At 58.6% G+C, this 12,756-nt stretch carries 7 protein-coding genes; 3 read left to right on the forward strand and 4 right to left on the reverse strand.

Features of this window, described 5'->3' with window-relative positions:
- Nucleotides 1-547: 547 nt before the first annotated feature.
- Nucleotides 548-2,800, forward strand: coding sequence for a bifunctional 23S rRNA (guanine(2069)-N(7))-methyltransferase RlmK/23S rRNA (guanine(2445)-N(2))-methyltransferase RlmL (rlmKL, locus tag I9H07_RS09185; RefSeq protein ID WP_024644903.1), 2,253 nt, complete (start codon nt 548-550; stop codon nt 2,798-2,800).
- Nucleotides 2,801-2,947: 147 nt separating this feature from the next.
- Complete coding sequence (locus I9H07_RS09190; RefSeq protein ID WP_236425251.1) at nt 2,948-5,332, forward strand: sensor domain-containing diguanylate cyclase; 2,385 nt, start codon at nt 2,948-2,950, stop codon at nt 5,330-5,332.
- A gap of 138 nt (nt 5,333-5,470) precedes the next feature.
- On the opposite strand, the gene dacB is transcribed toward I9H07_RS09190, so the two are convergent.
- On the reverse strand, nt 5,471-6,940 hold the full coding sequence (gene dacB, locus I9H07_RS09195; RefSeq protein ID WP_024673668.1) for a D-alanyl-D-alanine carboxypeptidase/D-alanyl-D-alanine endopeptidase: 1,470 nt from the start codon (nt 6,938-6,940) through the stop codon (nt 5,471-5,473).
- Between the two features lie 328 nt (nt 6,941-7,268).
- Between dacB and I9H07_RS09200 the strand changes: the two genes are divergently transcribed.
- The gene (locus tag I9H07_RS09200; protein ID WP_003346101.1) at nt 7,269-7,613 is read left to right on the forward strand and encodes a YggL family protein; all 345 of its coding nucleotides are present in this window, start codon (nt 7,269-7,271) and stop codon (nt 7,611-7,613) included.
- A 115-nt stretch (nt 7,614-7,728) separates the two neighbouring features.
- On the opposite strand, the gene I9H07_RS09205 is transcribed toward I9H07_RS09200, so the two are convergent.
- The 3 genes from I9H07_RS09205 to I9H07_RS09215 all read right to left on the reverse strand — a co-directional run bounded on the left by I9H07_RS09205 (nt 7,729) and on the right by I9H07_RS09215 (nt 12,754).
- A complete protein-coding gene (locus tag I9H07_RS09205; protein WP_236425252.1) occupies nt 7,729-11,355 on the reverse strand; it encodes a transporter substrate-binding domain-containing protein in 3,627 nt (1,208 codons plus the stop codon).
- Between the two features lie 8 nt (nt 11,356-11,363).
- The gene (locus I9H07_RS09210) at nt 11,364-11,990 is read right to left on the reverse strand and encodes a response regulator transcription factor (RefSeq protein WP_024673666.1); all 627 of its coding nucleotides are present in this window, start codon (nt 11,988-11,990) and stop codon (nt 11,364-11,366) included.
- A 365-nt stretch (nt 11,991-12,355) separates the two neighbouring features.
- Nucleotides 12,356-12,754, reverse strand: coding sequence for a response regulator (locus tag I9H07_RS09215; protein WP_236425253.1), 399 nt, complete (start codon nt 12,752-12,754; stop codon nt 12,356-12,358).
- Between the last annotated feature and the right edge of the window lie 2 nt (nt 12,755-12,756).

Raw genomic sequence — 12,756 nt, forward strand, 5'->3', positions numbered from 1 at the left:
ACCCCGTGATGAGGTCGGGCAGAATGTTCTGCCGTTGGTGCCCGCTGCCGGCGTGGCGGGCCTTGATGCCATCACCGTTGCAGTGATGACCTGTGTTGATTTCTAACCAAAGCGCAGGGCGGTGTGAATGATCGTTTTGTCATAAGCACGTCACATTCTGGTCTGTCCAGCAATAAGCGTTGGGGTGCGTCAACACTGATTTTTTACGCAGCCCCCTTCAGACGCGGGTTTGCGGACGAATTGAGATCGCTTATCAACCTCAAATGGTGGCTGTTTGCCTTGCCCACACAAGCGACGAAGGGTCACTGATCGGCCGATAAAATGTGACTTTTCGAGTCGGGCTTTTCGGCAGCATCTTTATTGCCAACATTGCAGGCCTCGATATCTGTTTTAATGTGCAGCTTAACTGCCGCAATGACATGACAGGATCATGCGGTGGACCGGCACACATCAAGTGCCACGCAGGCGTTCTCCACGAAAGACGCCTGTTCAAATCTGGCAGGGCAATGCGTTGCCCGCCGCAGACGGCTCAGGCCCTGGAATACACATGTCGGATCGCTACGAACTTTTCCTCACTTGCCCAAAGGGCCTTGAAGGCCTGCTTGCAGAGGAAGCCACTGCGCTTGGCCTGCAAGAGACCCGCGAGCACACCTCGGCCATTCGCGGCTCGGCCGACATGGAGACCGCTTATCGCTTGTGCCTGTGGTCGCGTCTGGCCAACCGCGTGCTGCTGGTGCTCAAGCGGTTCCCGATGAAGGACGCCGAAGACCTGTACCACGGCGTACTCGATGTCGAATGGCACGACCATCTCGAATCGGAAGGCACCATCGCGGTGGAATTCAGCGGTCATGGCTCGGGTATCGACAACACCCACTTTGGTGCATTGAAGGTCAAGGACGCGATCGTCGACAAGCTGCGCACGCCCGAAGGCGAACGTCCCTCCGTCGACAAGATCAACCCGGACCTGCGTGTGCACCTGCGTCTGGACCGTGGCGAAGCCATCCTGTCGCTGGACCTTTCCGGTCACAGCCTGCACCAGCGCGGCTATCGTCTGCAGCAGGGGGCTGCGCCGCTCAAGGAAAACCTTGCCGCAGCGATCCTGATCAGAGCCGGCTGGCCGCGTATTGCTGCCGAGGGCGGCGCGCTGGCTGACCCGATGTGTGGTGTCGGTACATTCCTGGTCGAGGCCGGCATGATCGCCGCCGACATCGCGCCCAATATCAAGCGCGAGCGCTGGGGTTTCTCTGCCTGGCTCGGTCACGTTCCGGCCCTGTGGCGCAAGCTGCACGACGAAGCGCTGGCACGCGCCGAGGCCGGGCTGGCCAAAACCCCTTCGTGGATTCGCGGTTACGAAGCCGATCCGCGTCTGATCCAGCCTGGCCGCAACAACATCGAGCGCGCTGGCCTGAGCGACTGGATCAAGGTCTATCAGGGCGAAGTTGCAACGTTCGAGCCGCGTCCGGATCAGAACCAGAAAGGTCTGGTGATCTGCAACCCTCCGTACGGCGAGCGTCTGGGTGATGAAGCCAGTTTGCTGTATCTCTACCAGAATCTGGGCGAGCGCCTGCGTCAGGCCTGCCTGAACTGGGAAGCTGCGGTGTTCACCGGCGCGCCTGATCTGGGCAAGCGCATGGGTATTCGCAGCCACAAACAGTATTCCTTCTGGAACGGCGCCTTGCCGTGCAAGTTGTTGCTGATCAAGGTGACGCCCGACCAGTTCGTCACCGGCGAGCGTCGCACCCCGGAACAGCGTCAGGTCGAGCGTGACAACCCGGTCGAAGTCGAAGTTGTCGAAAGAAAGCTCAACAAGAATGGCAACCCGATCAAGCCGGAACCGGTGGTGGTCGAGCAGGCTCGCCTGAGCGAAGGCGGGCAGATGTTTGCCAACCGTCTGCAGAAGAACCTCAAGCTGATGGGCAAGTGGGTGCGCCGCGAGGGCATCGATTGCTACCGCGTGTACGACGCCGACATGCCTGAGTACTCACTGGCAATCGATCTGTATCACGACTGGGTTCACGTTCAGGAATACGCCGCGCCCAAGACCATCGACCCGGAAAAGGCTTCGGCTCGCCTGTTCGACGCGCTGGCAGCCATTCCGCAGGCGCTAAACATCGACAAGAGTCGCGTGGTGATCAAGCGTCGCGAGCGCCAGAGCGGCACCAAACAGTACGAGCGCCAGAGTGCTCAGGGTCAGTTTCTGGAAGTCAGCGAAGGCGGCGTCAAGTTGCTGGTCAACCTGACCGACTACCTGGACACCGGCCTGTTCCTCGATCACCGCCCGATGCGCATGCGTATCCAGCGTGAGGCGGCGGGCAAGCGCTTCCTGAACCTGTTTGCCTACACGGCAACGGCCAGTGTGCATGCCGCCAAGGGCGGTGCGCGCAGCACCACCAGCGTCGACCTGTCACGGACCTATCTTGACTGGGCGCGACGCAACCTGTCGCTGAACGGTTTTTCCGACAAGAACCGTCTGGAGCAGGGCGACGTGATGGCCTGGCTGCAGGCCAATCGTGACGAGTACGAGCTGATCTTCATTGATCCGCCGACGTTCTCCAACTCCAAGCGCATGGAAGGCATTTTCGACGTGCAGCGTGATCAGGTCGAGCTGATCGACCTGGCAATGGCGCGCCTGGCGCCGGGCGGCGTGCTGTATTTCTCCAACAACTTCCGCAAGTTCGTGCTCGATGAAAATCTGAGCCAGCGCTACGCGGTCGAAGACATCACCGCCCAGACCATCGACCCGGACTTCGCCCGCAACGGCAAGATCCACCGCGCCTGGAAAATAATGGCGCGGGCTTGAGCCTGTAAAGCCTGGGGCGGTGAGCTGACGTGCAGCAACTTTGTACAGGTTTGTTCATCGCCCACTAGGCAAACTACTGGCGAGTAGCTATAAAAGATCAATAGCCAGCTTGACGCTCCAGTTCGTTGGCGTCATGAGTTTCTGTCTATGACCGCTAAACGTTTCAGGCTCAGAATTCTGAGTTTTATCAATGGTCAGCGCGCTGCATGGCTGATAGCGGTTCTGGCTTTTCTGATCGGCGTGGCGCTGACTGTTATGTTGGCGCTGGCGGACAACGAGCTGTATCAGCGTCAGGTACGCCAGCGTTTCGACATGCTCGCAGCGGAGCGCTTCAGCCGTCTACAAGAGCGTCTGGACCGGCAGGTCACCCGGCTGGATACGCTGAGCCGCTTCTTTATCTATTCAAGGCAGGTTGATCAGTCGGAATTCGACGGCTTCGTCGCACCGTTGCTTTTGGGAACCCAGGCGTATGCCTGGACCCCTCGGGTCACCAGTGCCGAGCGGGCAGCTTTTGAGGAGCAGGCGCGCAAGGACGGCATAACGGACTACGCCATACGCGAGATGGACGAAAAAGGCGCGTTGAAAACGGCCGGTGCGCGCACTGAGTATTTTCCGGTGCGCTTCCTGCAAACCGTCAGCAAAACGCCGTCGCCACTCGGGTTTGATATTTCCTCTGAGCAGGTGCGCCGTTCCGCTCTGGAACGCGCGCGCCTGCTCAAGCGTATTGTCGCCACGCCTCGTATTCGCCTGCTGGACCCGCCCGACGCCTACGGTATCTTGCTGGTGGCGCCGGTGTTCTCGGCCACCCGGACGCCTGCTGAGCTGAACGGGTATGTGACGGCCGTTATCAGCCTGGCGCAATTGATGACTGTGGGGACCGCTGAGCAGGACAGCCTCGCGGTGACCATGCAGGACCTCAGCTCGCCAGCAAAGCCCGAGCCGATTTACGAGTCGCCGGTTGCCGCCATCCGCAATCGGCTGTACGCCAGCAGCTTGCTGAGCCTGGGCGACAGGGATTACCTGATTGAAGTCCGCCCGACGCAGATTTTCAATCTCAGCAATCAGATCATGATGCCGGGCCGGGTGATGTGGCTTGGCGGTCTGCTGAGCCTGATGCTCAGCGCGTTGCTCTACACCCTGATCAGTCAGCGTCAGCGAGCCTTGCAGCGTGTTGCGCAACGCACCCGTGAGCTGCGCCAGCGTGAATTGCAGTTGCGTGCCGCGCACGGGCAGTTGCGCAACGTGCTCGACGCCGCGACCGAGGTGGCGATCATCGCTACTGATCTGGACGGGGTGATCAACATGTTCAACGTCGGCGCGCAGAAGATGCTGGGTTATCCTCAGGAAGAAATACTGGGCAAGTTCCGTCTCATGGACCTCTATCAGTCCGCTGAGCTGGAGGCCCGCGCGAGCAGCCTGAGCCGGCAGCGCGGGAAGCCGATCAGCGCGTCCCAGCTGATGTTTCTCGACGCTGTACAGGACGGCACTCATCCGTCGCAGGAATGGACGCTGCAGCGCAGTGACGGCAGTACTCTGGTCGTGGATATGCTGGTCACTGCAGTGCGTGACGATCAGGGGCTGTGGACCGGCTATCTTGCCGTGTGCATCGACGTCACCGAACACAAGCGCGTCAACCAGGCCCTGGCCGAACAGGGGCAATTGCTTAAAAAACTCGGCTCGCAGGTGCCCGGCGGTATCTATCAGTACCACCTGTCTGCCGATGGCAGCGCCCGTTTCAGGTATGCCAGTGCGGGTATGTGCGAGCTGTTCGAATTGGATGAGGCACAGTTGTTTGGCGACGCCGAGGCCTTGATGCGGCGCATTCACCCCGCCGATCTGACACGGATCAAAACCTCGATTCTTTCCAGTGCGAAGCACCTGACAGCCTGGAGCCAGGAATACCGGGTCGAGTTGCCGCGCAAGGGGCTGCGCTGGCTTAGCGCTGCCTCTACGCCGGAGCGGCTGGCCGATGGCAGCGTGCTGTGGCACGGATTTGTATCTGATATCACCGACCTCAAGCGCGTCGAGCAGGAGTTGCGAGCGCTTTCGGTCACCGACGTACTGACCGGTGCCTACAACCGGCGCTTTTTTCAGGACCGCATGCAGGCCGAGCTGAAAAGGATCGACCGGCACGGTGGTGACCTTTCGATCATCATGCTCGACGTCGATCACTTCAAACGCATCAATGACCGCTTCGGGCACGCCGCAGGCGATCAGGTGCTCAGGTCCATTTCGGAAAAGATCAGCCAGCGACTACGCAGTGACGACGTGTTCTGCCGTCTGGGTGGCGAAGAGTTCATGGTGGTGTGCCCGGGCACGCGTGGCACACAGGCCTATCAACTGGCGTTGAGTTTGCGCGAGGCGTTGCGCAGTCAGGTTATCGAAGGAGTCGATCATGTGGTGACGGCCAGCTTCGGGGTTGCGAGCAGGCGGGCAGGTGAAGGCATCGATGCCATGTTGCTGCGCGCCGACTCGGGCGTCTACGCAGCGAAGCAGGGCGGTCGGGATCGGGTTGAGCCGGAGCAGCCTTGACGCGACGCGCTTGTCTGGGACGCGACGCGCCTGTCTGGCGGAATGATCTGAGTCGCGTTTGCAACTGATGTGTTTGAAACAGGCTGATGTGAAACCAAGATGCCCGCTGCAACGCGGGCCTCTTCGGTGGCTACGATGTTACTGCTGCTGGATCGACACCGTGGTGCTGGCCAGTTTGGGCTGGCGGTACAGATCGATCAGTACTTCGTCCAGAATTGACGATGCGCCGAAAGGGCGTGGATCGTTGAGAATGGCCACTACCGCCCAGGTGTTGCCGTTGTTGTCGCGGCTGAATCCGGCGATGGCGCGTACGGTGTTCAACGTGCCTGTCTTGATATGGGCCTCGCCCAGCAGTGGCGTGCGCTTGAGGCGTTTGCGCATCGTCCCGTCGAGCCCGGCCAGAGGCATGGAACTCATGAATTCGGCGGCATACGGGCTACGCCATGCGGCTTGCAGGATAACCGCCATCTCACGGGCGCTGACGCGTTCTGCGCGGGACAGCCCGGAACCGTTTTCCATGACCAGATGTGGCGCAGTGATACCTTTTTTCGCCAGCCACTGACGGATTACCCGTTGCGCCGCTTTGCCGTCGTCGCCGTCGGCTTCGTTGCGAAACTCTTCGCCCAGGCTGAGGAACAGCTGCTGGGCCATGGTGTTGTTACTGAATTTGTTGATGTCACGGATGACTTCCACCAGGTCTGGCGAAAATGCCTTGGCAAGCAGCTTGGCGTTGCCGGGCAGTACGCCGACGCGGTCCTTGCCCTGAATGGTGCCGCCCAGCTCCTGCCAGATGGCGCGTACCGCGCCCGCAGTGTAGGTCGGGTGATCGAGCAGCGACAGATAGGTCTGCGAGTTGCAGCCGTTACCCAGTTGGCCGGTCACCGTCACGTTGACGCTGCCGTCCGGTTGCGTCACCGGGTTGTAGCGCACGTCGCCGGTACATTGCTTTGAGGCACTGGCCTTGACCTGATTGTCGATACGGACCGTGGCGATCGGCGGCTCCACCGACACCAGAATCCGGCCGTCATCGTTGCGGGTCACGAAGCGCAGGGCCTTGAGGTTGACCATCAGCGAGTCGGGCTTGACCAGAAACGGCTTGTTGTCGTCGTTGCCGTCATCGTTGAACACCGGCAGCTGTGGTTGCACGAAGTGGCTGCGATCCAGTACCAGATCGCCGGTCACCTGTTGTACACCGTTGGCTCGCAGATCTCGCATCAACAGCCAGAGTTTTTCCATGTTCAGCTTGGGATCACCGCCGCCCTTGAGGTACAGGTTGCCGCGCAGTACGCCGTTGCTCAGGGTGCCATCGGTGAAGAATTCGGTTTTCCACTGGTGGGTCGGGCCGAGCATTTCCAGCGCGGCGTAGGTGGTGATCAGCTTCATGGTGGAAGCCGGATTCACCGACACATCGGCATTGAAAACGGTTGGTGTACCAGGGCCGTTGAGTGGCAGCATGACCAGCGAGAGCGCATTATCGCCGAGTTTGCTGGCTTTCAGAGCCTGTTGAACCTTGGGTGGCAGGGTGGTGTTGATGACGGCGGCGTGGGCGGGGAGAGCCAGAGGCAAAAGCATCGACGCGAGCAGCAATGGACGTAACGACTTGATCATTGAATAAAACCCTACTGCAAAGAGGGAAATAAAAAGAGGGCATGGATGGATTCCCTCGGTAACTATTCGATATCGATGTTCGATGACTATAGTAGTGAACGCGCAGAGATATTTCGTAATAAATGAGATTGCGCGGCGAACGAGCGGCATTATGCCCCAAGCTGGGCTGGCTTGTGATGGGGACGAGTGCTCAAGTGAGTATTTTTTTGCGCTCATTGCCCAAGCGCCTGTCAGACCACCGGATATCCGTTACAAGCAGCAATTGTCGGGCTTTTACGTCGCCAAGCTGGTAAAGTGCCGGCCGATATTTATTGATGAGGATTGTCCCATGGCCACTAACCGCTCCCGCCGTCTGCGCAAAAAACTGTGTGTGGACGAGTTCCAGGAATTGGGTTTCGAACTGAACCTGGACTTCAAGCAAGAGCTGGATGACAAGGCAATCGACGCTTTCCTCGACGCTTTCCTGAAAGAAGCAATGGAAGCCAACGGTCTTGGCTATGTGGGCGGCGACGACTTCGGTCTGGTTTGCCTGAGCAAGCGTGGCTCGGTCAGCGAAGAGCAGCGTGCTGCTGTTGAAGCCTGGCTGAAAGGCCGCAGCGAACTGACAGAAGTCACTGTCAGCCCGCTGATCGACGTCTGGTACCCGGAAAAAGAAATCAACCCGGCCGCCTGATGCAAGTGGAAGCAGGCTCAAGCCTGCTTCCACTGCCGCTGTGCCTGTCCGCTCCCCTCGTTACATCGCCTTGTCTTCTCCTTTCTGTCTGCGCTGCATGATCGGGTCAACCGCATCAGCCCTGATCGCTGTTTTTAGCCTGTTGCGCCTCAAGCGCCCTCTCAAGTTCGTCCATTGCCAGGTCCATTGCCTCGTGGCACGCCTTCAGCTGTGCCTCTGACCCATCCGGTTCGCACGCCTGTTCAAGGTCATCACAGGCCTGGACGACTCTGTCGGCACTGATGATCCGTGCGGCCCCTTTGATTCGGTGGGCGATTTCACTGACTTTCCTGCGATTATCATCGCGCACCAGTTCGGCGAGCATCAACTGGTCGTCCTTGTTGCTGGACAGCAACTGGGCAATCAGCCGCTCGACCATTTCCGGACGATCACCGGTCAGGCTGCTGATGCTTTGCAGGTTGAACGGCCGCACCTTGCGCGGCAGCGGCGTCAAGCAGGAGAGCTGTTCGTTCAGGGTCTTCAGGCTGATGGGTTTGAACAGGCAATCGTCCATGCCAGCGTCCAGGCAGCGCTGGGTTTCCTCGTGCTGCGCATTGGCAGTGAAGCCAAGTACTCTGCAGCGTGGCAGGCTGTCGGCAAGTTCGCGGGCGCGAATCGAGCGCGCCAGGTCGTAGCCATTCATGATCGGCATGTTGCAATCGGCGACCACCAGATCAAAATCTCCGGCCATCCAGCGTTGCAGCCCTTGTGCGCCATTTTCGGCCATTTCGCAATGATGACCGAGGAAACCCAGTTGCTGGCACAGCAGCAGCCGATTGGCAGGATGGTCATCCACCACGAGTATGTTCAGAACCTGCTGGGCTTGCGCCTCGGCAGTCACAACAGCAGGCAGGCTGGCCAGTGGTTCCAGTGTGGTCAATATCAGCTGCATATTGATCCGCGTACCGATGCCTGGCTCGCTGTCAAGCGACAGGCTGCCACCCATCATCGTGCACAGGCTGCGGCAGATCACCAGCCCCAGCCCGGCGCCGGTTCTGGCCATCTGCCCGGTGTTGTCAGCCTGGGCGAAGGGTTCGAACAGGCGTTGCTGATCTTCGACACTGATACCGATGCCACTGTCCTGCACCGTGATGTGCACCTGCAGTTGTTGAGGATCCGGGGTGTCGGGGGCTTGCAGGCTGATCTTTACCTGACCGTAGCGGGTGAATTTGATCGCATTGCTGACCAGGTTCGACAGGATCTGCTTGAAGCGTAGCGGGTCGATCAGCACGTCGGTGTTGATCCGGCTGTCCAGCTCCAGCACCAGGTTGAGGTCTTTCTGGCGCGCCAGGCCATCGAACACCCGGACCACTGACTCCACCAGTTGCCGCAGGTTGGCGCGTTCCGGATTTAGTGCCAGTCGCCCGGATTCGATGCGTGCGATATCGAGGATATCGCCGATCAGGTCGAGCAGCTCATTGGCCGAGCTGTAGGCAACCTCGATGGCCGGGCGATCCAGCTCGCCGTGATCGGCACGTTTGAGTGCCAGTTCGAGCATCCCGATCACCGCGTTCATGGGCGTGCGGATTTCATGGCTCATGGTCGCCAGAAAGGTACTCTTGGCGCGGCTGGCGGCGTCTGCCTGCTCCTTGGCGGTCTGTAGTTCTTCGATAAGCTGGCGGCGCTCGCTGATGTCGATCCAGCCGCCGATGATGCCCTGCACTTCGCCCAGAGAATCACGAAACGGCAGAATCCAGTGGTAGATGGTCAACCGACGGTCACCGATGTGCAGAGGCCGGTCGAGAATCAGCGCCGTGTTGCTGGCCATGACCCGTTTATAGTCAGCGGCGTATTCGCGTGCCTCGAAAGCGTTACCCAATACGCCGTCGGTGGCGCTCTTGCCGATGATGTCTTCGCGCTGCGTGGAAAAGGTGCTGAGGTAGCTGTCGTTGCACATGCGCAGCAGACCATCGCGGTCACGCACATAGATCGGGTGGGGTGTGCCGTCGACCAGCGCACTCATGAACTCGAATTGATCGCTCAGTGCTCGCTCGGCGGCTTCGCGCTGACGGATCTGGCGCCGCATCCAGGCGTTCCAGGCCAGCAGGCCGATCAGCAGCAGGCCGGCGCCGATCAGAATCTGATAAATCAGACGCTGATAATCGTGCCATTTGGCGCTGGACGGCGTGTAGGCGCGCCAGCGATTGTTGATCGCAGCCAGATCCTGAGGCGCGATACTGGCCAGCGCCTTGTCGAGGATCGAGCTCAGTTCGATGGCGTTGCGTGAGGTCGCCATTGAGATCAGCGCCGGCTCTTCGCCGATGGTCGCGGTCATCTGCAAGCGTTCTTCGAAGATGCCGGAAGACAGAAAATAGTTGGCGCTGAGCAGCGAGGTAACCGCACCCTCGGTTCGGCCCACCGCGAGCATGTCCAGTGCCTGAAAAGGATTGTCTATTTCCAGCGGTACGACCTTCGGGTATTTGCGTTGCAGCCATTCCAGCATCGGACTGCCCTGAGTGATGGCCAGACGCTTGCCATCCATTTGTTCCAGATAACTCGGTGAGCCCTGGTCTTTGCGGGTGACCAGTACGAACGAGTTATCGATGTAAGGCCGGGTGAAACTCAGCCGGTCTTCACGCTCGTCGCTGGAGACCAGTGCGCCGATCATGTCCGCCCGACCCTGACTGACCTGATTCTGCATGTCGGTCAGGCTCGGCGAGCGTTTGACGTCGAATTTCAAACCGGTGCGCAGGCGTATCAGTTCGAGCAGGTCGGCGGTGATTCCGCGAAAATTACCCTTGGCGTCGAAGAAGGTCAGCGGTGCATACGCCTCGTTCACCACCACCCGCACGCTGGGATGCTGGGCAATCCAGCGTTCTTCGCGTTGCGTCAGTTGCAGCTTCTGATCGGTGAGCATCAAATCGTTGCCGGCACTCCAGCGCCGGGAGATATCGATACGTTCGTCGACCGGGATTGCCTTGAGTGTCTGATTGATCACCTCGAGCAAGCGCGTGTTGTCGTTGCGCACGGCAAAACTGAAACCGTTGGCTTCATGCTTGCCGAAACTGGCCATCTGCACGTTATTCAGGTAGCCCTTGTTGATGATGTATTGCGTTGAAATCGTATCGCCGAGAAATACGTCGGCCTGATTGAAGGCAACCGCGTTGATCGCATTCTGGAAGGAGGGGTAGGTCTTGAGATTGGCACCAGGGTACGTGGCTTCGACATCGGCAGGCGGCAGATAGTGGTAGACCATGCTCAGGCGCATGCCTTTCAGGCCATCGTTCAGCGGGCGTGTTTCGCCGATGCGGGTCACCAGCACAGGCTGATCCACTGAATAGGGCTGTGACAGCCGGATATCGCGCTTGATGACTTCGAAACCATTGGCGGTGCCCAGCAGGTCTATTGTGCCGTCGACCAGTGCCTTGATCGCTGCATCGCGGCTTTCGAAACGCTTGACCCTGATCGGCAGATCCAGCGCTTTCGAAATGATTCCGGCGTAATCGGCAGTGATGCCTTCGTAATCGTTGCCGGAGATGGTGATGTCGAACGGCGGGTAATCGGGCGCCGACGTACCGAGGATCAGTTCGCGTCGACCTCGCACCCACTGCCATTGGCCGCTGTCCAGCTTCACATCCATGTGAGCCGGGCTTGAGCGACCGAGCAGGGTGTAATGGTCGGCAGCCTCAAGGCTGGTCTGAATAGCCCAGCCCAGGCATAGGCCTATGGCCAGTATCAATAATTGTCTGAAGCGCTTGGACATCCGTTATCTCACACTAGCGCGTTACGTTTCGCCATCTCGATAAGGTCTACCAAGGTTTTTGTTTTCAGTTTTTGCATAAGACGGGTTTTGTAAGTACTGACCGTCTTGTTGCTCAGAAACATGCCTTTGGCTATTTCCTTGTTGGAACGACCCTGCGCGAACAACTGCAATACCATCAGTTCGCGATCATTAACCAACTTGAACAGCTCGAGCTCGCTAGGATTTCCATCTTCACGAACGGCGCACGCCAATGCCTGACTGGGAAAGTAATTGTAGCCGGATAATACAGCTTTCACCGAACTGAGCAGTTCGCTCAGGTCTTCCTGCTTGCATACGTAGCCGGAAGCCCCGGACTGCATGCAGCGAATGGCGAACAGGTTGGGCGTTTGCGAGGTGAGCACGAGAATTTTCGAGGGCAGGCCCATGGTGTTGAAGCGGGCCAGTACTTCAAGGCCATCGAGCTTGGGAATGCTGATATCGAGGATGATCAGGTCGGGCATGCATTCGCGAACCATTTGCATTGCGTCGACACCGTTGTCGGTTTCGCCTACCACCTCATAGTTTTCGTTCTCCAGCAGCATTCTTACAGCCAGCCGGATAACCGGGTGGTCATCAATGATAAAGACTGAGTTCATATTTTATTCCATACAAGCAGCGAAGAAAGCGCGCACCTTAGCTCAGATGATCGTGCAGGCACATGAAGAGACTTGGTCAGTAGGCATATATAGGAAAAGTCCTACAGTAATTAACGTATGGGAGTACGTAAAAGCCTACGTGGAACACGAGTACGTTTAAAAGTCGAAGCGTATTTTCTGCAAGTGCCAGTCACTGATTAACAAATTGTTTATAACCATCAGGAATCATCATTCATGTTTAGTGTTGCTTTCCTACAGTTCTAAAAGTGGATTCACTAAGGGGGGCGGCTATTCATTGCTCCGCCTGTAAGTTCCGGTGTATGAAGCGGTCACTGTATCCAGGCCGACATGTGCAAATCCGTCCCTCAGTCCTGAACGGATTGCGTTTCGAGCAGGCGACTCAGGTCGGGACCGTGCAAGGGCTTGCGCAGATAACCGAGCAGCGGCAGGTTACGTTTCAGGGCTGATTTCTGCAGGTTCTCAAGCTGCGCATCGGGCAGGCCGCTGAGCAGAATCGCCTGACGTGCCAGACCGTGGCGCAGGGCCTGATCAATGAGTTCAAGGCCGCTCAGATCGGGCAGGCACTGGTCACACAGCAGCAGGTCGTAGGGTGCGGGGCTACGCTGCATGGCGTTCATGGCGTCTGCTGCAGTGAGGGCCGGTGTCAGCAGAAAGTAGCCCTGATTGTTGAGCAGGACTTCTGTGGCGATCAATTGGAAGGGGTGATCCTCCACCAGCAGGATGCGCAGATTGTTTCTGGACATGA

It is taken from the genome of Pseudomonas syringae (assembly GCF_023278085.1).
GTDB classification, from domain to species: Bacteria; Pseudomonadota; Gammaproteobacteria; order Pseudomonadales; family Pseudomonadaceae; genus Aquipseudomonas; species Aquipseudomonas syringae_Q.

Bases quoted from the DNA above. Each gene is read 5' to 3' on its own strand.
- I9H07_RS09215 (WP_236425253.1), bottom strand. From the start codon at position 12,754: ATGTCCAGAAACAATCTGCGCATCCTGCTGGTGGAGGATCACCCCTTC.
- I9H07_RS09190 (WP_236425251.1), top strand. From the start codon at position 2,948: ATGACCGCTAAACGTTTCAGGCTCAGAATTCTGAGTTTTATCAATGGT.
- rlmKL (WP_024644903.1), top strand. From the start codon at position 548: ATGTCGGATCGCTACGAACTTTTCCTCACTTGCCCAAAGGGCCTTGAA.
- dacB (WP_024673668.1), bottom strand. From the start codon at position 6,940: ATGATCAAGTCGTTACGTCCATTGCTGCTCGCGTCGATGCTTTTGCCT.
- I9H07_RS09200 (WP_003346101.1), top strand. From the start codon at position 7,269: ATGGCCACTAACCGCTCCCGCCGTCTGCGCAAAAAACTGTGTGTGGAC.
- I9H07_RS09205 (WP_236425252.1), bottom strand. From the start codon at position 11,355: ATGTCCAAGCGCTTCAGACAATTATTGATACTGGCCATAGGCCTATGC.
- I9H07_RS09210 (WP_024673666.1), bottom strand. From the start codon at position 11,990: ATGAACTCAGTCTTTATCATTGATGACCACCCGGTTATCCGGCTGGCT.